We start from the raw sequence: 20,383 nt of genomic DNA, 5'->3' as shown, positions 1-20,383 counted from the left end.
CCACACCACGGAGATCAACAATCAAAAAAAATCGCACTAAGTGAACGACTAGAAAAATGTAAGCCAGTTCAGCAGCAAGCTTGGGTAAACCCCCAGCAGGATCACCACGGCAGCCACTGTAACCAATAATGCCTTAAACGGAGCAGTGATAGCTATTTCCTGACCCTCACCTTCTTTGAAATACATAGCCTGGATAACACGGAAATAATAGTACACACTCACGGCTGCCATAACAACCGCAAAGATCACCAGCCACAGGTAAGTACCTGTTTTAACCGCTGCTGCCAATACAAAATATTTAGCGAAGAACCCGGCTGTTAAAGGAATACCAGCCAGGGAGACTAAACATATGGTTAATACCATCGCCACCAATGGTTGCTTTTTAGCAAGGCCATTGAAACCATCGAACGTATAATCTTTCATTTTCACCAACACAGCAAATATGCCGATAGTAGCGAAACAATAAGCGGCAGCATACAACAGCAAACCTTGCTTCGCCATATCATTGATGGCAAAAACTGCAAACATCATAAAGCCTGCCTGTGCAATGCTTGAATAAGCCAGCATACGCTTTACACTTTGCTGGTAAACAGCGGTAATATTTCCTATGAACAATGTAAGAGCGGTAATAATAGCAACGGTCATTTGCCAGTTACCTGTTTTATTGCCAAAAGCATTTGTAAAGAGATTCAGAAAACCAATGAACACAGCTGCCTTTACAATGGTTGCCATGAATGAAGTGAACACGGTTGGTGCACCATCGTACACATCAGGTGTCCAGAAATGAAACGGTGCTGCCGACACTTTAAAGGCCAGCGCCACCATGATCATCACAATTCCGATCAACATGAATATCTTGTAATCATCCTGCGGGGTTACTATTAATTGCTTCATTTGGAAAGAATCTAATTGTTCCAGTTGGAACGAACCTGTTGCTCCATAAAGAAATGCAATACCCATGAGCATGATACCGGTTGAGAAAGATCCCATCAGGAAATACTTCAGTGCAGCTTCATTACCCTTGAGGTTTCGTTTATCGGAACCGGTAAGAATGTATAGTGGAATAGAAATGATCTCAATACCAATGAAGAGAATAAGCAGGTTGTTGAACAAAGCCACTAAGCCTGCACCACTCATGACAAAAAAGATCAACGCAAAATATTCAAACGGATGATTGCCCACTGCTTCCACTTCTTTTCCACTGAGCAGAATGTACATGATAAGAGCAAGGACAAGAATAGTTAAGAACAGCAAACCAAAACGTTCGTATTGCAGCATACCGTTAAAGTTGCTGTTGATGATCATTTTGCCGGAGAGATCAAAAATATTACCAATCAGTAAAGCGATCGATCCAATCAATGCAACAGTTTTTGCAGACGATTTGTCTTTTAAAAACAAACCGCTGAACATCATCACAATACCCCAAATCGCCGAAATTAAAATCAGGTTCATCGTTCTTCGTTGAATAAATTATTTAAACACACCAAGTATCAAGGTTACAGTATCTGTTGTTAATTCAAATACCGGTTTGGGATAAACTCCCATTACAAAAATGGCCACAACAATTACAGCAAGACTTGCTTTTTCAAACCATGTAATATCTTCTCCCTTTGCTGTTAATGTATTTTCGTGGCCGTAGAATACTTTCTGGATCATACGCAATGTATAGATCGCACTCAGGATAATGCTCAATCCGCCAACTGCTGCATACCAAACATTGAATTTGAACAAGCCGTTGAACATTAGAAATTCACCTATGAATGCATTGGTCAATGGTAATGCCACGTTTGCTAATGCAACAATCACCAATAGAATGGTTAAGCCCGGAGCTTTCTGCGCCAGTCCACCCAACTCACTCATCTTACGTGTGCCGAATCTGCGTTCGATCAACTCAATTACTATCCACATACCCAACACATTCACACCATGACTGAACAATTGGATCATTGCACCTTGCAATCCACTTTCGTTGTTTACAAACAATGCAGCGGCCATCAAACCAATATGTGCAATAGAAGAATAAGCGATCAAACGTTTAATATCGTCTTGCTGCATGGCAAGAATGCTGGCGTAGATCATACCGATCACACTTAAACCAATCACTACATTATCGTATTGCACAGCAGCATCGGGGAACAAAGGCAACAACCAACGGATCACGGCAAACAAACCCATCTTCACCATCAATGCACTCAACACCATTGTCACGGCTGTTGGTGATTGCTCGTATGTATCGGGTTGCCATGTATGAAAAGGAAACACCGGCATCTTCACCGCAAATGCAATAAAGAATAGCCAGAACAACCACGACTGTTGATCGCCACTCAATTTAACTGCATACAATGATTGCATGGAGAATGATGCATCAGCAGTTTGATAGTACATGTACAACAAACCAACCAGCATCAACAATGAACCGATGAATGTATAAATGAAGAATTTAAATGTAACTGCAATTCGTTTTTCACCGCCCCATTTGCTGCAGAGGAAGTAAACAGGTATTAATGCCAACTCCCAGAAGAAGTAGAACAACAATCCATCAGCTGCAAGAAATACGCCAGTGATGCCGGCTTGTGCCAGCAACATCAACCCATAAAAACTATTGGGTGATGAGTAACTGCTTTTCCATGTAGAAGCAAATATGATGGGATAACAAAGTGCAGTGAGGAAACAAAGTAATGTGCTTGCACCATCCATCTGCAAGGCAAATGACGAGCCGAGCATTGGTAACCATTCAGCAGTAAAGCTTCTACCCGCTTCATCATGCATCAACAGGTTAACACTCATAGCTGCCAACGTAACCAACGATACCGCAAAGCTCCACAGCTTTGCCTGGCTTTCCTGTTTCACAAAAAATGTAACAAGACCACCAATCAACGGAATCAATATCAACAATAATGCAGTCATAAACAGCTATGCCCGGTTTAATTAAGTATAGTAATTGTAATTACAAATAAAATAAGGATGCCCAGTACCATCCACAGTACATAAGAACCTACCTGTCCACTTTGCAATAAACGCAACTGACGACCACCCCACTGTACACTCTTACCCACACCGTTTACAATTCCATCAATCCCACTCTTCTCAATAAAACGATTGGTGAATACACCCAAACCATTCAATGGTTTTGTGATGATGCTGTTGTATAGTTCATCCACATACCATTTGTTGGCCAATACTTTTCCAAAACCTTCTTCTTCGCCGGTCTCAGGTTTTTTGCTGAAGCGGTTTAACGCATAAAAAATGGAAAGAACAATGAGCGTTATGCTTACAGCTAATAAAATATATTCAGTTTTATGATCAACGTGATGTGCTTCTGCAATTTCAGATGATGCTTTAAATACAGGCGCTAAATAATGCTCCAACTTATGTGCATCTGCTGCAAACAATTCAGGAATACCAACAAACCCTGCAACGATCGCCAATACAGCTAACACAACCAATGGCATGGTCATTTGCCAGGGACTTTCATGTAAATGATGTTCCTGTTCGTGTGTGCCACGGAATGTTCCTCTGAACGTCATTGCATATAAACGGAACATATAGAAAGCTGTCATTAACGCACCAGCCAAACCAATTACATAGTACACAGGATTCGCAGCAAATGCATGCACCAAAATTTCATCCTTTGAAAAGAAACCACTGAAAGGAGGAATACCGGCGATTGCAATACAACCTGCTAAGAATGTCCAATGTGTTGTGGGAAGTTTTTTCGCCAGTCCACCCATCTTACGAATGTCTTGTTCATGGTGCATCGCATGAATAACAGAACCTGCACCTAAGAATAATAATGCTTTGAAGAATGCATGTGTCATTACATGAAACACTGCACCGGTATAAGCACCAACGCCTAAACCAAGGAACATATAACCTAACTGACTAACCGTTGAGTAAGCCAATACTTTTTTAATATCGTTTTGTTTGAGGGCAATGGTTGCAGCAAGAATAGCTGTTGCCAAACCAACTACTGCTACTACTGTTTGCGAAACTGGCGCCAACGTATATAAAATGTTACTACGTGCAATCATGTAGATACCTGCGGTAACCATCGTTGCAGCGTGGATGAGTGCAGATACGGGTGTTGGACCGGCCATCGCATCGGGCAACCAGGTGTACAATGGAATCTGTGCACTCTTACCGGTAGCACCAACAAAAAGCAACAAGGTGATCACTACAATATTTGTGTCGCCTTTAAACATACCTTCTGCCTGTGAAAAAACTTCAGTGTATGTTAATGATCCGAACTGTTGAATGATGAAGAACAAGCCTAATAAAAATCCAAGATCACCAATCCTATTCATCACAAAGGCTTTGCGTGCTGCATTGCCATATTCTGTATTCTTAAACCAATAACCAATGAGTAAGTAAGAACAAAGACCAACACCTTCCCATCCAATAAACATGATGAGATAGTTAGCACCCAACACCAGCAACAACATGCTGAACACAAACAAATTCAGGTAAGCGAAGTAACGTGCAAAATGATGACTCGCTTCTTCATGCATGTAGGATGTTGAATAAACATGGATGAGAAAACCAACACCGGTGATGATCAGCAGAAATAAAGCTGATAACTGGTCAACCTGGAAAGCAAAAGGAATATTCAACCCCGCCACATTGATAAACTCAAACAGGTTTACAGTTGTTGCAATAAAACCTTCAGCCCTTGTTTCGTTAAAGATCAGCAGGCTCACAATAAACGACGCAAGAATTACTCCGCTGCCAATAATGCCGCTGAGCGATTTGCTTAAATTTTTTCTTCCCAATCCATTGATCAGGAAACCGATCAACGGAAACAACGGAACCAAATAAACCAGGTCGATAATACTCTTCATAATTTCCTATGTACGATGTACGATGTTAAATGTAAGATGTCGTACATCCAACATCATACATTAGTTTAATGTTTAAGTCTGTTCAAAAAGTTTACATCCACACTATGAATATTCCTGTACATCATTACAATAATGGCCAACCCCACACTTACCTCCGCGGCTGCCACCACCATAATAAAGAATACAAACAACTGCGCTTCTGTTCCAACAATTGCAGAAGGGTTTACTGCCATTGCATTTGCAGCATGCATTTTTGAAAATGCTACGAGCAATAGATTCACCGCATTCAACATCAGTTCCACACACATAAAAATAATAATGGCATTGCGGCGTGTTAACACACCCGCCACTCCAATACTGAACAACGCTACTGCAAGAATGATATAATAATTGATCGGCATAACTCAATTTGAAAATTTCTCAATTTGAAAATTTGAAAATTGTCAATCAGTTCATCATTTTCAAATATTCTAATTACTAATTTCTTAATCTCCTTTCTTTCCTATTACCACTGCACCTACCATGGCGCTTAAGAACAACACACTGCTTATTTCAAATGGTAATACGTAATCTGTGAACAACGTCTTACCTAATGTTTTAATCAACCCAGCTTCACCACCCATATTAACCAGTTGCGCCTGCAAGGTTTCTGTTTGACGCAATGCAGCTACAAACACCAACATCAAACTACCGCCTGCAACAGCCCCTGCTATTTTCAACCATTTGTTTTTTTGTGGCTCGTTATCTGCATTCATGTTCATGAGCATGATCACAAAGAGGAACAATACCATGATGGCACCTGCATACACAATGATGTTCACCACTGCAAGAAACTGTGCGTTCAATAAAATATAGTGTCCGGAAATAGCAAAGAATACAACAACCAACCACAGTACACTGTACACCGGGTTTTTGCTGGTAACCATCATCAATGCTCCGCCAAGTGCCAATGCACTGAGGAACCAGAATAGAATTTCAGTAATGCTCATGTTATGCAGTCTGTTGATTGGCTTTCGCCTTTCGTTCGTCAATTAATCCTTTTGCTTTGGCAAATGCTTCCGGGTTTTCCTTTGGATGAGGAATTACGAGGTTGTCTTTACCATATATAAAACTTTGCCGGCTGTAATTCGCAGGTGCAAATGTTTCAGTTAAATAAATCGCATCTTTCGGACAAGCCTCTTCACACAAACCACAGAAAATGCAACGCAGCATATTGATCTCATACTTTGCTGCATATTTTTCTTCACGATATAAATGTTCTTCGCCCGGTAAACGTTCTGCTGCATCCATCGTAATAGCTTCAGCAGGACATGCTACTGCACACAAGCCACAAGCCGTACAATTTTCACGTCCCTCTTCATCACGGTTCAGAATATGTAACCCACGAAACACAGGACTGAATGGTCTTGTTTGTTCGGGGTATTGAATCGTTACCTTCTTTTTAAAAATATGCGAAAACGTGATTCCCATTCCTTTAAGAATTGCAGGCAGATAAATCTTTTCTGCAATACTCAACGGCTTACGGTCTACCAGTTTTGCTTTGTTTGTTAATTGCATCAACGTTTTTTATAAAAGTTTGCAAATATATTTTTTGTCTCCCACTTCAACTCTCTCTTCTTCTGCTGTTGCGTCGCACTTTTGTACTGCAACAATTCTATTCATCATTTCTTCAAAAACAAAATCACCGCTGCAGTAACCAACATATTGAACAAAGACAGCGGAATCAATCCTTTCCAACCGAGGTTCATCAACTGATCGTAACGGAACCTTGGAATCGTCCAACGTACCCACATGAATATGAAAATGAAAACAAGAATTTTAATAAATAATGCCGCCGCACCTAACAGGGCCATGATGTTGGCAGAGAAACCCCATGCACTCTCATCATAGAAAGGAATGATATCATAACCACCAAAATACAAAGTCGCCATCACTGCACTGCTGATGAACATATTGATGTATTCAGCAAACAAATAGAAACCCAATTTTAAACTTGAATACTCAGAGTGGTAACCACCAATTAATTCATTCTCTGCTTCGGCCAGATCGAACGGTGTACGGTTACACTCTGCAAACGCACATACTAAGAAAATAAAGAAGCCGAGTGGCTGAACAAAAAAGTTCCACCAGCCTTCCTGCTGTTGCTTCACCATTTCACCAAGACTTAATGTTCCGGTGATCATGATCAAAGCGATCAACGCAATACCCATCGCCAGTTCATATGAAATGATCTGTGAGGCTGCCCGCAAACCACCCATTAACGAGAACTTGTTGTTACTCGCCCATGAACCGATCATGATACCATATACACCTAAACTTAAAATACCAAACACATACAGGATACCAATATTTACATCAGCAATTTGCAGAGAGATAGTTCGTCCGAATAGTTCAACTTTATCGCCCCATGGAATAACAGCGCTGGTTAACATGGCTGTGATCATAGCCAGCGACGGGCCGAGAATAAATAAAATCTTATTGGAAGAAGTGGGAATGATCTCTTCTTTGAAAAACATCTTCACACCATCGGCCAAAGGTTGTAGAATACCAAAAGGACCCGCACGGTTAGGACCAACACGGTCCTGTATCCATGCCGCTACTTTGCGTTCGCCAAACGTCATGTACAGCGCAACCACCAATGAAACGGTAATGATAAATGCGATGAAGATGAATTTCTCCAGCACCAATGCCCAATCGACTGCTAATAAAATCATATCCATTAATTTCCTTTCTCTATTTGTTTAAATGACTCCGATGTTGCCGGGCCTTTTATTTCACTCAACTCAACCTGGTTCACTTCAGTTACATCTTTAATGTTCATCAGTAACTTTGGATCCCTTCCACCCATTACTTTTTTAATTGTTTCATTTGGTTTCACTCCATTCTCATAATGTCCTTGTGAAATCACTGAATGACGATTAACATGTGAAGGTCCTTCAATGATCCAGTCGCTTGCTTTCTTCCGTTCAAAACGACAGTTATTGCAGATCCAACCGGTCTCACCTTTCGTGGTGTCTTTTACTTCGCCCCACTCATCTTTACGTGCAGTTACACGAAGCACTTCATCGCCACGCATCCACAGTTGCACTTCACCACTACACTTATCACAATTGCAATGTGCATCAACCGGCTTGGTAAACCATACACGATTTTTGAAACGGAATGTCCGGTCGGTTAATGCACCTACAGGACAAACATCAATCACATTGCCAATAAAATCATTATCTAAACTCTTCTCGATATACGTTGCAATTTCAGAATGATCGCCACGCATTAAAATACCATGTTTGCGTTCATTCGTCACTTGGTCGGCAGTGTACACACAACGATAGCAAAGAATGCAACGTGTCATGTGCAACTGAATGTATGGACCAAGATCATGCTTATCAAATGTTCTGCGTTTGAACTCATAACGGCTTGCACCTTTACCATGATCATAACTAAGGTCCTGCAAATGACATTCACCTGCCTGGTCGCAGATAGGGCAATCCAACGGATGATTGATTAATAAAAATTCAACCACACCATTTCTTGCATCAATTACACGATCGCTGGTAATATTTTTCACCACCATTCCGTCCATGACGTTGGTACGGCAACTTGCCACCAACTTTGGCATTGGTCGTGGATCGGCAGCAGAACCTGCAGCAACTTCCACTAAACAAGTGCGGCATTTACCACCACTATCTTTCAGCTTTGTGTAATAACACATCGCAGGCGGCGCCACATCACCACCAATTTTACGTGCAGCCTGCAGAATGCTTGTTCCCGGCTCAACTTCTACAGTGATGTTGTCGATGGTTACTGTAAATAATTTCTTTTCGTCTGCCATATTAATAAATACGTTCTTTCAAATTTGTTATGCAGTTGGTGCTGCAATCTCTAATGGCTTCGCATAATTAGCCAAACCATAGTTCCTCTTCAATGCATCTGACGGATTAGTAACATGCCATTCAAACTCATCACGGAAATGACGGATGGCTGCTGCCACCGGCCATGCTGCTGCATCACCCAACGGACAAATGGTATTTCCTTCGATCTTGCGTTGGATATCCCACAACAGATCAATGTCACTCATCTTGCCTTTTCCGTTTTCGATGTTGAGCAGAATTTTTTCCATCCAACCTGTTCCTTCTCTGCAAGGGGAACATTGTCCGCAACTTTCATGACGATAGAAACGGGCCAACGTGTATGTGTGCTTCACCACGCACTGATCTTCATCCATTACAATAAAACCACCACTACCCATCATACTACCGGTTGCAAAACCACCATCACTCAAACTTTCATAGGTCATCATTCTTGTTTCACCCTTTGCTGTTTTCAACAAAAGATTTGCAGGAAGAATAGGAACCGATGAACCACCGGGGATACATGCTTTCAATTTTTTACCATTGGCAATACCTCCGCAATATTCATCACTATAAAGAAATTCTTCAACCGAAATATTCATTTCAATTTCATACACACCGGGCTTGTTTAAGTTACCGCATGCAGAAATGAGTTTTGTACCAGTTGATTTACCAATACCAATCTTCGCATACTCATCACCTCCGTCATTTACAATTGGTACAACAGCTGCAATGGTCTCAACATTGTTTACCACTGTCGGACAACCCCACAAACCTTTTACCGCAGGGAATGGAGGTTTGATACGTGGGTTACCACGCTTACCTTCTAATGATTCAAGCAATGCTGTTTCTTCGCCACAGATATAAGCACCACCACCCGGCTGCACAAATATGTCGCAATCGAAACCACTGCCTAAAATATTTTTTCCTAACCAACCTGCATTGCGTGCTTCCTGCACAGCAACTTCCAAAATTTCTTTCACCCACCAATATTCACCACGGATATAGATATAAGAAGTATTGCTGCCCAATGCGTACGATGCAGTGATCATTCCTTCAATCAACAGATGGGGAATAAATTCCATCAGGTAACGATCTTTGAAAGTACCCGGCTCACTCTCATCTGCATTTACCACCAAATAACGGGGAACACCTTCAGGCTTAGCAAGGAAGCTCCATTTCATACCTGTTGGGAAACCCGCACCACCACGACCACGCAGTCCACTTTTCTTTACTTCTTCCGTTACTGCTTCGGGAGCCATTGTTTTCAATGCTTTCTCCACACTGCGGTAACCACCTTCACGGCGATACACATCATAATGCCTGATGCCTTCAATATGTGCTTTGTCTAAAAGTAATTTTCTACCCATTGTTTTCGTCGTCTGTTTTTCTCGACTTAATATTTTATGTAGTCACCGATTTTACTACTATTGAACTTCTGTTGCGTCGCACTCTTGTACGTTCTTAATTCTATTCAACATTATTATCTTTAAACCAATCAGGTTTAAAACGTAACAGATTTCTTAATACTAATGATCCAAGTGCTAAACCAATTCCAATGAACAACATCGGCTTCATGTTGCTTTTATCTTTCATCACAAGGAAAACGATGATAACGATCATCGCTGATGTTGAAAGCAAAAACCCAATAAACATGGCGGTTTTCTTTGTCATCATTAATTGGCTTTAGCTTTTCCTTCTGCAATCAATGCATCAATTTTTTCTTTGGTCAGGTGTTCACGGTAATCAGGACCCAACTGCATCATAGGCGCATAACCACAGGCTCCCAAACATTCCACCGTCTTCAATGTAAACAATCCATCTGCAGTTGTTTGTCCGGGTTTGATGCCCAGCTTCTCGTAGATATAATCAACAATACCATCACTGCCTCTTAACATGCAAGGGCCTGTTTGACAAACTTCAAATATTGTTTTACCAACCGGCTGTAAATTATACATGCTGTAGAACGTAGCTACTTCGTACACTTCAATAGGAGCGATCTTCAATAACTCCGCAGCATAATCCATTGCTTCCGAGCTCAGCCATCCACCATTTTCTTTCTGCACAAAATGCAGCAATGGCAGCAATGCGCTTTTCTGCTTGCCTTCGGGGTAATGAGAGATCATCTCATCTACTTTCTTCAACTGTTCTTCTGAAAACTTCATTCTGCTATTTTCAAATTTTCAAATCAATTAATTTTCAAATGCACTTAAGCATCTAATTCTCCTGCAATCAAATTCAAACTACTCATCACCACAATTGCATCGCTCAACATACTTCCTTTTACCAGTTCTTCAAATGCCTGGTAATAAATAAAGCACGGCCTGCGGAAATGCAAGCGGTAAGGTGTACGTCCACCATCGCTGATGAAATAATAACCTAACTCACCATTTGCACCTTCTACACTATGATACACTTCACCCTTCGGCATTTCAATTTCACCCATGATGATCTTGAAGTGCCAGATAAGTGCCTCCATACTCGTGTACACTTCTTTCTTCTCAGGTAAATAATATTCCGGCACATGTGCATGATACACTTCTGCATCGGCTCCTTTGAAATCCTGTATTTTTTGATAAGCCTGTTCAATAATGCTTAAGCTCTCCCACATTTCAACATTACGAACAAGATATCTGTCGTAAGTATCGCCGGTAGTTCCAACAGGAACAATAAAATTAAAATCTTCGTAAGATGAGTAAGGCGTGTGAACACGAACATCATAATCTACACCGGCTGCACGTAAGTTAGGGCCGGTGAAAGCATAATTCAATGCACGTTCTGCAGAGATAGGTCCACAACCAACTGTACGATCGATAAATATTCTGTTACGAGTAAACAGGTTCTCAAATTCTTTTAATGCTTTTGGATATTCTTTCAGGAACTTTTCTAATTTTTCCCAAGCTGCCGGTGTAAAGTTTCGTTCGAAACCACCAATGCGACCGATGTTGGTTGTTAAACGGCTACCACAGATCTCCTCATAAATTTCATAAATCAATTCACGGTATTCCATCAGGTAAACGAAACCTGAAAAGGCTCCCGTATCAACACCCAAAATTGAATTACAGATCAGGTGATCGCTGATACGTGCAAGCTCCATTAAAATCACACGCAGGTAATCAACACGCTTTGGAGTTTGAACGCCCAACAGTTTTTCGCAGGTAAGATGCCAGCCAATATTATTGATGGGGCTGCTGCAATAATTCAAACGATCAGTAATGGGTGTGATCTGGTAAAGCGGACGACGTTCCGCCAACTTTTCAAATGCACGGTGAATATAGCCTACTGTTGATTCAGAAGACATCACACGCTCACCATCCATTTCCATGATGTTTTGAAACACACCATGCGTTGCCGGATGCGTTGGACCAACATTGAGAGTGATCGTTTTCTTCTCAATGGAACCTTCAGGTAATAATATATTTTGAACGTCGCTCATGGTAAATTTGAAAATTTATCAATTTGGAAATTTGAAAATGGGTTTAATCAATTTCAAATCTTCAAATATTCAAATCGGTTATTTAATACTCCCTCCTCTTCCAAACATCTCATCATCTTTATCAATACGTGTCTGATCTTCCAATGGAAATTCTTTACGCATCGGGAAATAATCCATCTCATCCACATTTAAAATGCGTTTAAGATTTGGGTGCCCAACGAAATTCACACCGAAGAAATCGTATGTCTCCCGCTCCATCCAGTTTGCTGTTGCATATAACTGTGTTGCGGTAAACACATCAGGAGTATTGATATCAGTAAATACTTTAAAACGGATACGCACATTATCAACCAGGTTGTGTAAGTGATAGACCACCGCTAACTCACGACCTTTGTCTGTTGGATAATGGACGGCCTGCAGATCAGTTAAAAACTGGAAACGCAATGTTTCATCATCAAATAAAAACTGGAGTACTTTCAAATTAAGATCCTTGGGTGCTTCAAATGTGAGCATACCATAGGGCTCGGAGAAAGCATATACCTGCTCTCCAAATTTCTCTATCAGCTTGTTTTGAATCTGTTCGTTGGTCAAAGCCATCTCAATTTGAAAATTTGAGGATTTGAAAATTTGAAAATTCTATCGCCTCAGTCATTAGAACATTTTCAAATTTTCAAATTGATTAGTTATTTATTGTATTCCGTAACTGTCCAATAATTTTTGATAATGCTCGCTGTTTCGGCGGCGAAGACTTTCCTGGCCCACCAGATCCTGTATGCGCATCAACCCGTCAAGAATCGCTTCAGGTCTGGGAGGACAACCGGGCACATACACATCTACCGGCACCACCTGGTCAATTCCCTGCAATACACTGTATGTATCGAAAATACCACCACTGCTGGCACATGCACCAACAGCCATTACCCAACGGGGTTCGGCCATTTGCAGGTAAACTTGTTTTACAACAGGACCCATTTTTTTAGAGATCGTTCCCATTACCATCATCAGATCGCACTGGCGTGGAGTAAAAGCCATACGCTCAGAACCAAATCGACCAAGATCGTAGTGAGCCGCTGCTGTTGCCATGAACTCGATACCGCAGCAGGAAGTTGCAAAAGGCAAAGGCCAGATAGAATTCTTACGGGCCAGCCCAACTACTTCGCTGAGTTTGGTAGCAAAGAATCCTTCACCCATATGACCTTCAGGCATATCAACCATGCTGATATGACCTTTATGATCGATTGATTTAGGATTGATATTAAATTGTACCGGACGTGACATAATATTTTTAGTTGAAGATTTGAAATTATAAGCTTGCTGTCAGTTTCACAACAACTACTGCACCACAAAGTTTGCTTAGCAGCAAGTTTCACTTTTCAAATCTGTGATTGTTTCGGCTTAATCTTCCCAATTAAGCGCACCTTTCTTAATTATATAATAGAATCCACACAGGAAAAACCCTACAAACATCAACACAGCCATGAATCCGCCCCACCCCAGCTCACGAAAATTAACGGCATACGGATAGAAAAAGATCACCTCAACATCAAACAACACAAACAAAATTGCTACGAGGAAGTATTTCACCGCCATTGGCTGACGGGCATTGCCATGAATTTCAATACCACTCTCAAAGTTTTCCAGCTTTTGAGCAGTTGGACGCTTAGGTCCTAGCAAATGCGTAAGCACCATCATAACTGCCACAAAACCAAATGCAAACAATATCTGGATACCGATGGGGAAATAATTACCTGAATCATTCACCGATTGAACAACGGGTGCTGCGGGACTGGACTGTAAAAAGAAAAACCATTTCATGTAAATGCAGGTTTTGAATGCCGCAAAAATAAGGCAGGGTATTGGAAATTCCCTGTAATAAAAAAAAATCCCCCCGCTATTGCGGAGGGATCTATAAATAAAATGAAATCGTGTTCCGTTAACTGTAGATGACAGACTTTCGTTCATTACGCCCCGTAACAGAATTACTGTTTACTCCACTCGTTGCTTTGCTGGTGCTACCGGTTGCCTGTGCTTTACCACCGGTGAGCTGACGCTTGTATTCTTTTGCCTCAGCATCATTTGGATCGATGGCCAATATTCTATCGCAAAACTCAATTGCTACTTTATAATCCTTCTTTACAAAAATGTTGTAGCCAATGAAATATTTGTAGGCCAATTTGATCTGCGGACGGAATGAAGCTGAATCCTTGCTGGCAGACGCAACCTGCACAAATTTTTCAAAATGTGGGTTTGCCATGCTGTTTACCATGCTGGTGTCAATACTCCAGTTTGAGCGGGCACGCCAGTAGTAACCGTAAGCCTGATCAGGATATTGGGTTGTGTAAATAGCAAATACACTGTCTGCTTTGCGGTAAAAATTAAAGTCGCCTGAAGCAGCACCTGCATCGAAAAATGTGCGACCTAAATTATACATATCCACATTACTAGGCGTTTTCTTAGCATTGTATTGCTTCTCTTGCCAATAAGCCTTTGCAACCTTGTCATTCAGTTTATTTGCAAGAACAATTGCCTGATCTAAATAGGAAGCCTTGTTTTCCTGGGAAGTATCAGCATTCATTGCTTTTTCATAATAAGCATATGCCTGCGATTGACTACCAGGTGTTCCAGATAAGATATCACCGAATAACTGGTAATCTTTTGGAACAATCTCTTCCGGTTTTGATTTTGCGAGAAATATATCAATGTTCTTTTTTGCATTAGCGTATTCCGTAACTGCTGTAACAGAGTCTTTTTCTTTTGCTGCTTTTTCCGCCAAAGACTTATAGCTATAAGCCTTTAAACGGTAGATACGTGGTCGGATCACATCGGCACCCACCTTGTTAATGAGAGCATCACTTTGCGTAATAGCCTCTTTAAATTGGCCTGAAGCGTATTTCAGATCAATGCGATAGTAATCGTTTTGTGGATCACTATCAATCGATGTAATGTATTTGTTCAAATAATCTTCAGCCTTGGCAACGTCCCTGAAGTACCAGTAAAAATATAATGAATAATAAGCAGGCCCGTAAGCAGGGTCCATATTTACCGCTTCTTCAAATGCAGGCAGAAAGAATTCTCTATTCTTCTGGCTTTCATAGATCAAGCCTTCTTTGTGTTTAGCTGCTGCATATTTAGGGTTAAGGGTGAGGGCGTTTTTGAATGCAAGCACTGCATTACCGCCATCCACCAACTTCCTGTAAGCATCACCAATGGTTACAAAAACTGAAGGGTCGTTGAATTTCTTTGTAGTGGTGATCTTTTGCAAATGGACGATACCATAATTGGCATCACCAGCTTTTGTGTAGGCATTTGCACGGCCTACTGCATGCAATACTTCATTATCTTTTGATTTGCTGGTGTTGATAGCCATATCAAAATGATTACGGGCATCGGTTGCTTTATTTTCAAGCAACTCAACATGTCCCATACCTGCGAGGAGGATAGGAGAAGTAGAACTGGCCTGCAAAGCTGCCTGGTAGGTTTGTTTTGCTTTGGCTACATCTTCCAAACCAATGTATGCCTGACCCAACCAATAGGCTGCTTCCTCATTCTTGGGGTTTGCAGCTACGAGTTTCTCAAAAACATCCTTTGCGCTTTTGAACCGCTCATAGTACATGAACTTCTTTCCATCATCAATGGATTGTGCCAACAACTGCTGCACGAAAAAAACTGCCACAAATGCTAAACTGAGTGATCGTTTCATTTTTTCTTTCTTTGGTTTAAGTAATCGGTTGCTCAGGGTCGGTAAAAATATTAAAATTATTGCTTTACAGGCTTCACTAATTTCAGTTGAGTTTCTCTCATGATAAAAATCCTTCTTGCCGGAACAAGATAACCTCTTCTAAAGATCAGTTGCCCTCTGTCGCTGTTCATAAAATTTACAAATGCTTTTCCCAAGCCCACGTGATTTTCTTTCAAGACGTAATAGATCTCCCTTGTGTAAGGATAACGTTTTGTTAAAATGTCTTCCTGCCATGGTTTTGTATAAGTGTTTGCTTCATCACAACTATCGCATGGAAGCCAGGCAATCCGTACTTTCTTGAGCAGCTCAAGCTGTTTACTTTCTTCGGGGTTACCGATCCAGCTTACACCAACAAAGCCTATATAACCCGGGGTTTCTGCAATATATTCTACCACCTCGCTGCTGCTTTTTGCAGCGGTAATGACTGACGTATTAAACAGTTTTCCCTTCAATATACTATCGATGGCATAACGTACCGTACTGGTTGCTTTTACCCCATCAAAAACAAGTTTATACGGCAGCTTCCCTGTACCCAACAACATCCCTGCCACTTCTTCTTTAGTAAAAACAGAATCAGGATCATTTCTGTTCACCACCAATGCCACGGCATCACTGGCAAGCAGATCACCCTGGGGATATAAACCGAGAGAATCAGCATAGTAACTAGACTCTTCGGTTGTGATCTTTTTGGTAACGATCACCATTCGGGTGCTGTCGTTCATCAGATCGTTCCAGCAATCAGCCTCCGGTTTATAATGAGCGATAATCTTAGCCTTGGGGAAGGCCGATTGAAAGACCTCTATCTGTTCTTCAATAATAGGCTTGAACGACTCGTCTACACTAATATGGATGGTGCCGCTTGAACCGGTATCTTCAGGCTGCGCCTTCTTCTCTTTACAGGAAAAAATACACAGGCTTAAACAGCCATACAGTACCATACTCCACTTCTTCATGTCTATGATGGATTGTTGTAAGTTTTTACCCCCCTGAAAATGCGGAATGCCCCATATACAAATGCGGCAATTCCAAATACGATCACTACATCGGGCGGTGGAAATGTAATTTCAAGTCCAAAGTATTTTGATAAAGCAAGAACCGCTCCCATAACCAGGTAAATAATGCCCATAACAATGTCGAACACTGCCTTTACATTAACGGGTTTATTCTTTTTCCTGAAATCTTCCTGGATTGACATGTAAGCTTTTTAGGGAGCGGGCAAGTTAACTAATTTTTACTCTTCGGGAACGGTAAAGGTTACCGGTTGTGTAAAATAAGATGCCACCGGTTTTCCTCTCTGTTTCCCCGGTTTCCACTTTGGCATGCGGCCAATTACACGCATTACTTCCTTATCGAACTCTTTGCCTCCGCTCATGGTAATCACGGCATCTGTTACTTCTCCATTGGCGTTCACAACAAATTTTACTCTGACCGTTTTACGATCACCCGATTCTAATTCATCTGGCACACGCAACATGCGTTGCAGGTAACGTGACCATGCTTCCATGCCTCCGGGGAATTCTGGCTTTTCATCGGGTGATTCCAGAATTGGAGGATCTAAAGGTGTGGCTTCTTTAGGAGGATCAGCAGGAAAGCTTGTTACTGAACCTTTATCGGCTTGAACAAATCCTTCTCCACCCGGTGTACCTGGATCTTCAATTGGCCCGGGGTTGTATTTGGCAGTATCGGTTCTGTCAGGCACTTCGTTTTTTACCAAATGATCATCCACTATTTTCGGAACAAAGTCCGGCTTTGTGGGAGGCTGTTCAGCAACAGTTCTTTGTTGCTGTTCGGGCACTTTCTGCTTCTTAGTATCAATAACTTCTTCAAGAATTACAACCACAGTATCCTTATCGAGTGGAATATATGTACCTGTCTTTTTTGGTTTACTCATTACGTACAATGAAACAGCTGTTACTAATAACAACATTATTCCCATTGCTTTTTTGAGGTGTGAAGGATATGCTCTTCGTATGGAATACGCACCATATGCTTTGTTGCGATTATCAAATATGATATCAAGCAGGTCGGCCTTAAGAATTTGTTCGGTATTCATGTGACAACGTTTTGGTGAGGTGAAAAAATTGATGCATCTGTTTGCATATGACAGATCATACACTCAAACAAATCTTCATTACACACTCGCCGGCCGGCTGTTGATGAAATGATTTCGGTAATTAGATGCGCTGCTGAAAGAAATCCACAAACACATGTACGAAGTGAGAAGTACGAGGTACGAAATAAAAACCTTCAACTTCAAGGTTGCGTTCACTTTGCTTTATGATGTTTGAATATTGGACATCGGGTTTTACTTCTTGTACCTTGTTTTTTGGTTATTGGATTTTCATTCTTGCGTCTTGTGCCTTTTACCTTACACCTTATCTTTGCGCTCATGCGCATCTTAATGGTTTGTTTGGGAAATATTTGCAGAAGTCCTTTGGCTGAAGGTGTGCTGCAGCACAAGGCATGGAATGCCGGTTTGCAATGGAGTGTTGAGAGTGCAGGTACAGGTGCGTGGCATACAGGCGAACCTCCGCATCATTTAAGCATTAAAGTGGCGAAGCATAACGGCGTTGACATCAGCAAACAACGGGCAAGACAATTTGTGAAAGAAGATTTTCTCAATTATGATTTCATATATGTAATGGACAGCAGCAATTACATTGATGTAAAACAAATGAGTGGTAAGTTTTGGAAAGAAGAAAAAGTTGATCTGCTGTTGAATGAATTATATCCAGGTGAGAACAGGGCTGTTCCTGATCCATGGTATGGAAAAGAAGATGGATACCATACTGTGTATGAAATGATCGATAAAGCATGTGATAAGATAATCGAGAAGTATATTGTGAGAAGTACGAAAATGTCTGATGTATGATTTCGGATTTATGACTTGGAATAGCAGGCATTAAAACTATAAACTACAAATTGAAGAATGGCGAAGGTTAATGTATCATTACCGCAAGGCACAAGAGATTTTGGAGCAGATGTTGTTCGCAAACGCAATTATATTTTCAATACCATTAAATCGGTTTTTGAATTATATGGGTTTGAACCATTGGAAACACCAGCCATGGAAAATCTTGATACGTTGATGGGCAAGTATGGTGAGGAAGGCGATAAATTGATCTTCAAAATTCTGAACAACGGTTTAGATAATCCTGCCAAACAACAAACGATCAAAGATGAATTTGAAAAAGTACTCGCAGGAAAAAATACAAGTGCAATTACTGAACGTGCATTAAAGTATGATCTCACCATTCCGTTTGCACGTTATGTAGCCATGAATCATAATCAACTTACCATGCCGTTCAAACGCTACCAGGTGCAGCCTGTGTGGAGAGCTGATCGTCCGCAGAAAGGACGTTACCGTGAGTTTTATCAATGCGATGCAGATGTGGTGGGCAGCAAATCATTATTGAACGAAGTTGAGCTGACAAATATCTATGCTACTGTTTTTCAAAAACTCGGTGTGGATGTTGACATTAAAATCAACAGTAGAAAAATACTTGCTGCATTAGCTGAGTTGTGTGGTGGTAGCGATAAAATGGTTGATATTACGGTTGCTATTGATAAGCTTGATAAGATAGGGTTAGAAAAAGTAAAAGAGGAATTAGCTCAACGTGGATTATCTACTGAGCAAATTTCCATCATCGAAAAATATTTACTCATTACCGGTAATAATGAAGAAAAACTGCAACAGATAAAATCATTACTCGGCGAAACCGAAACAGGTAAGCAAGGAATAGAGGAACTTGAAACAGTCAGTCTGCAATCGCAAATCCCAAATCTGCAATTCGACTTTACCCTGGCTCGTGGTTTAAACTATTATACCGGTATCATATTCGAAGTAAAAGCGAAGAATGTGCAGATGGGCAGTATTGGCGGTGGCGGTCGTTACGACGATCTTACCGGTTTGTTTGGTGTGCCAAATATTCCCGGTGTTGGTATTTCGTTTGGGGTTGATCGTATTTATGATGTGATGGAAGAATTAAAACTATTCCCTGCAAGTGTTCATACAGGTACAAAAGTTTTGTTTTTCAATCTTGGTGAAGCAGAAAGCAAAAAAGCATTTGAGCTGATGCAGCAATTACGCAGCAAAGGGGTTGCCTGCGAATTGTATCATGAAAACAGCAAATTCGACAAACAATTTAAATACGCTGAAAAAAAACAAATTCCTTTTATCGCCATTCTTGGCACAAAAGAATTAGAGAACGGCACCTGTAATGTAAAAGAATTGGCAACAGGTGTACAGGAATCGCTCAGCTTCGATGCTTTGTTCCAAAAATTTTCGGTTTAATACGGCTGAATCAGCTAAACAGAAAACCTCTTTTCTTTTTTTGGGTTGTATGGGTGCGAATCTTTATTTTTGCCACCCTTAAAATTTCAGTCGGTGAGGTGGATGAGTGGCTGAAATCAGTAGTTTGCTAAACTGCCGTACGGGTAACTCTGTACCGCGGGTTCGAATCCCGCCCTCACCGCTCAAAAGCCATGCAAGTCGCATGGCTTTTTTGTTTTTAATCGA

21 protein-coding genes and 1 tRNA gene are annotated in these 20,383 nt (G+C 41.0%); 3 read left to right on the top strand and 19 right to left on the bottom strand.

What is annotated here, in order from left to right; all coding sequences use genetic code 11:
- Positions 1-48 precede the first annotated feature (48 nt).
- From WG954_RS08875 to WG954_RS08785, 19 genes are all read right to left on the bottom strand, one after another.
- Positions 49-1,452, bottom strand: coding sequence for an NADH-quinone oxidoreductase subunit N (locus WG954_RS08875; RefSeq protein WP_340435633.1), 1,404 nt, complete (start codon positions 1,450-1,452; stop codon positions 49-51).
- A gap of 18 nt (positions 1,453-1,470) precedes the next feature.
- The gene (locus WG954_RS08870; RefSeq protein ID WP_340435630.1) at positions 1,471-2,907 is read right to left on the bottom strand and encodes a complex I subunit 4 family protein; all 1,437 of its coding nucleotides are present in this window, start codon (positions 2,905-2,907) and stop codon (positions 1,471-1,473) included.
- Between the two features lie 17 nt (positions 2,908-2,924).
- Positions 2,925-4,838, bottom strand: a complete 1,914-nt coding sequence (gene nuoL / locus WG954_RS08865; RefSeq protein WP_340435628.1) for an NADH-quinone oxidoreductase subunit L — start codon at positions 4,836-4,838, stop codon at positions 2,925-2,927.
- A gap of 65 nt (positions 4,839-4,903) precedes the next feature.
- The gene (gene nuoK, locus WG954_RS08860; RefSeq protein WP_340435627.1) at positions 4,904-5,239 is read right to left on the bottom strand and encodes an NADH-quinone oxidoreductase subunit NuoK; all 336 of its coding nucleotides are present in this window, start codon (positions 5,237-5,239) and stop codon (positions 4,904-4,906) included.
- Between the two features lie 84 nt (positions 5,240-5,323).
- Positions 5,324-5,827 (bottom strand): NADH-quinone oxidoreductase subunit J family protein, encoded by a 504-nt coding sequence (locus WG954_RS08855; protein WP_340435625.1) that lies wholly within the window; start codon positions 5,825-5,827, stop codon positions 5,324-5,326.
- A gap of 1 nt (position 5,828) precedes the next feature.
- Positions 5,829-6,395: an NADH-quinone oxidoreductase subunit NuoI gene (nuoI, locus tag WG954_RS08850; protein ID WP_340435623.1), complete on the bottom strand. Its 567-nt coding sequence runs from the start codon at positions 6,393-6,395 to the stop codon at positions 5,829-5,831.
- A 104-nt stretch (positions 6,396-6,499) separates the two neighbouring features.
- Positions 6,500-7,552 carry an NADH-quinone oxidoreductase subunit NuoH gene (gene nuoH, locus WG954_RS08845; protein WP_340435620.1) on the bottom strand — a complete coding sequence of 351 codons (1,053 nt, stop codon included), beginning with the start codon at positions 7,550-7,552 and terminating at the stop codon, positions 6,500-6,502.
- A gap of 5 nt (positions 7,553-7,557) precedes the next feature.
- On the bottom strand, positions 7,558-8,670 hold the full coding sequence (locus WG954_RS08840) for an NADH-quinone oxidoreductase subunit G (protein WP_340435617.1): 1,113 nt from the start codon (positions 8,668-8,670) through the stop codon (positions 7,558-7,560).
- A gap of 27 nt (positions 8,671-8,697) precedes the next feature.
- On the bottom strand, positions 8,698-10,059 hold the full coding sequence (nuoF, locus tag WG954_RS08835; protein WP_340435615.1) for an NADH-quinone oxidoreductase subunit NuoF: 1,362 nt from the start codon (positions 10,057-10,059) through the stop codon (positions 8,698-8,700).
- Between the two features lie 100 nt (positions 10,060-10,159).
- The gene (locus tag WG954_RS08830) at positions 10,160-10,366 is read right to left on the bottom strand and encodes a hypothetical protein (RefSeq protein WP_340435614.1); all 207 of its coding nucleotides are present in this window, start codon (positions 10,364-10,366) and stop codon (positions 10,160-10,162) included.
- Positions 10,366-10,854, bottom strand: a complete 489-nt coding sequence (nuoE, locus tag WG954_RS08825) for an NADH-quinone oxidoreductase subunit NuoE (protein WP_182804118.1) — start codon at positions 10,852-10,854, stop codon at positions 10,366-10,368. The genes WG954_RS08830 and nuoE overlap by 1 nt, the downstream gene beginning before the upstream one ends.
- Positions 10,855-10,898: 44 nt before the next feature.
- Positions 10,899-12,125 carry an NADH-quinone oxidoreductase subunit D gene (locus WG954_RS08820; protein ID WP_340435610.1) on the bottom strand — a complete coding sequence of 409 codons (1,227 nt, stop codon included), beginning with the start codon at positions 12,123-12,125 and terminating at the stop codon, positions 10,899-10,901.
- Positions 12,126-12,203: 78 nt separating this feature from the next.
- A complete protein-coding gene (locus tag WG954_RS08815) occupies positions 12,204-12,722 on the bottom strand; it encodes an NADH-quinone oxidoreductase subunit C (protein ID WP_340435608.1) in 519 nt (172 codons plus the stop codon).
- 90 nt (positions 12,723-12,812) lie between these two features.
- Entirely contained in the window at positions 12,813-13,403 is a 591-nt protein-coding gene (locus WG954_RS08810; protein WP_340435606.1) for an NADH-quinone oxidoreductase subunit B, read from the bottom strand.
- 117 nt (positions 13,404-13,520) lie between these two features.
- Positions 13,521-13,940, bottom strand: coding sequence for an NADH-quinone oxidoreductase subunit A (locus WG954_RS08805; protein ID WP_340435604.1), 420 nt, complete (start codon positions 13,938-13,940; stop codon positions 13,521-13,523).
- A gap of 118 nt (positions 13,941-14,058) precedes the next feature.
- Entirely contained in the window at positions 14,059-15,825 is a 1,767-nt protein-coding gene (locus WG954_RS08800) for a tetratricopeptide repeat protein (protein WP_340435602.1), read from the bottom strand.
- Between the two features lie 56 nt (positions 15,826-15,881).
- Complete coding sequence (locus WG954_RS08795; protein WP_340435600.1) at positions 15,882-16,817, bottom strand: PstS family phosphate ABC transporter substrate-binding protein; 936 nt, start codon at positions 16,815-16,817, stop codon at positions 15,882-15,884.
- Between the two features lie 2 nt (positions 16,818-16,819).
- Complete coding sequence (locus WG954_RS08790; protein ID WP_340435599.1) at positions 16,820-17,059, bottom strand: hypothetical protein; 240 nt, start codon at positions 17,057-17,059, stop codon at positions 16,820-16,822.
- A gap of 36 nt (positions 17,060-17,095) precedes the next feature.
- Complete coding sequence (locus tag WG954_RS08785; RefSeq protein WP_340435598.1) at positions 17,096-17,917, bottom strand: energy transducer TonB; 822 nt, start codon at positions 17,915-17,917, stop codon at positions 17,096-17,098.
- A gap of 336 nt (positions 17,918-18,253) precedes the next feature.
- On the opposite strand from WG954_RS08785, the gene WG954_RS08780 reads away from it, so the two are divergent.
- From WG954_RS08780 to WG954_RS08770, 3 genes are all read left to right on the top strand, one after another.
- On the top strand, positions 18,254-18,736 hold the full coding sequence (locus WG954_RS08780) for a low molecular weight protein-tyrosine-phosphatase (protein WP_340435597.1): 483 nt from the start codon (positions 18,254-18,256) through the stop codon (positions 18,734-18,736).
- Between the two features lie 57 nt (positions 18,737-18,793).
- Complete coding sequence (gene hisS / locus WG954_RS08775) at positions 18,794-20,158, top strand: histidine--tRNA ligase (RefSeq protein ID WP_340435595.1); 1,365 nt, start codon at positions 18,794-18,796, stop codon at positions 20,156-20,158.
- 92 nt (positions 20,159-20,250) lie between these two features.
- Positions 20,251-20,339: transfer RNA gene (locus WG954_RS08770), tRNA-Ser, on the top strand.
- Positions 20,340-20,383: the final 44 nt, after the last annotated feature.

Origin of the sequence: Lacibacter sp. H375 (assembly GCF_037892425.1) — a bacterium.
Lineage (GTDB): Bacteria > Bacteroidota > Bacteroidia > Chitinophagales > Chitinophagaceae > Lacibacter.
The sequence above is the reverse complement of the archived record's forward strand: the minus strand, read 5'-3'. Positions and strand labels throughout refer to the sequence as shown.

Coding starts and splice junctions, on each gene's coding strand:
- WG954_RS08875 (WP_340435633.1), bottom strand. CDS start 1,452: ATGAACCTGATTTTAATTTCGGCGATTTGGGGTATTGTGATGATGTTC.
- WG954_RS08870 (WP_340435630.1), bottom strand. CDS start 2,907: ATGACTGCATTATTGTTGATATTGATTCCGTTGATTGGTGGTCTTGTT.
- nuoL (WP_340435628.1), bottom strand. CDS start 4,838: ATGAAGAGTATTATCGACCTGGTTTATTTGGTTCCGTTGTTTCCGTTG.
- nuoK (WP_340435627.1), bottom strand. CDS start 5,239: ATGCCGATCAATTATTATATCATTCTTGCAGTAGCGTTGTTCAGTATT.
- WG954_RS08855 (WP_340435625.1), bottom strand. CDS start 5,827: ATGAGCATTACTGAAATTCTATTCTGGTTCCTCAGTGCATTGGCACTT.
- nuoI (WP_340435623.1), bottom strand. CDS start 6,395: ATGCAATTAACAAACAAAGCAAAACTGGTAGACCGTAAGCCGTTGAGT.
- nuoH (WP_340435620.1), bottom strand. CDS start 7,552: ATGATTTTATTAGCAGTCGATTGGGCATTGGTGCTGGAGAAATTCATC.
- WG954_RS08840 (WP_340435617.1), bottom strand. CDS start 8,670: ATGGCAGACGAAAAGAAATTATTTACAGTAACCATCGACAACATCACT.
- nuoF (WP_340435615.1), bottom strand. CDS start 10,059: ATGGGTAGAAAATTACTTTTAGACAAAGCACATATTGAAGGCATCAGG.
- WG954_RS08830 (WP_340435614.1), bottom strand. CDS start 10,366: ATGATGACAAAGAAAACCGCCATGTTTATTGGGTTTTTGCTTTCAACA.
- nuoE (WP_182804118.1), bottom strand. CDS start 10,854: ATGAAGTTTTCAGAAGAACAGTTGAAGAAAGTAGATGAGATGATCTCT.
- WG954_RS08820 (WP_340435610.1), bottom strand. CDS start 12,125: ATGAGCGACGTTCAAAATATATTATTACCTGAAGGTTCCATTGAGAAG.
- WG954_RS08815 (WP_340435608.1), bottom strand. CDS start 12,722: ATGGCTTTGACCAACGAACAGATTCAAAACAAGCTGATAGAGAAATTT.
- WG954_RS08810 (WP_340435606.1), bottom strand. CDS start 13,403: ATGTCACGTCCGGTACAATTTAATATCAATCCTAAATCAATCGATCAT.
- WG954_RS08805 (WP_340435604.1), bottom strand. CDS start 13,940: ATGAAATGGTTTTTCTTTTTACAGTCCAGTCCCGCAGCACCCGTTGTT.
- WG954_RS08800 (WP_340435602.1), bottom strand. CDS start 15,825: ATGAAACGATCACTCAGTTTAGCATTTGTGGCAGTTTTTTTCGTGCAG.
- WG954_RS08795 (WP_340435600.1), bottom strand. CDS start 16,817: ATGAAGAAGTGGAGTATGGTACTGTATGGCTGTTTAAGCCTGTGTATT.
- WG954_RS08790 (WP_340435599.1), bottom strand. CDS start 17,059: ATGTCAATCCAGGAAGATTTCAGGAAAAAGAATAAACCCGTTAATGTA.
- WG954_RS08785 (WP_340435598.1), bottom strand. CDS start 17,917: ATGAATACCGAACAAATTCTTAAGGCCGACCTGCTTGATATCATATTT.
- WG954_RS08780 (WP_340435597.1), top strand. CDS start 18,254: ATGCGCATCTTAATGGTTTGTTTGGGAAATATTTGCAGAAGTCCTTTG.
- hisS (WP_340435595.1), top strand. CDS start 18,794: ATGGCGAAGGTTAATGTATCATTACCGCAAGGCACAAGAGATTTTGGA.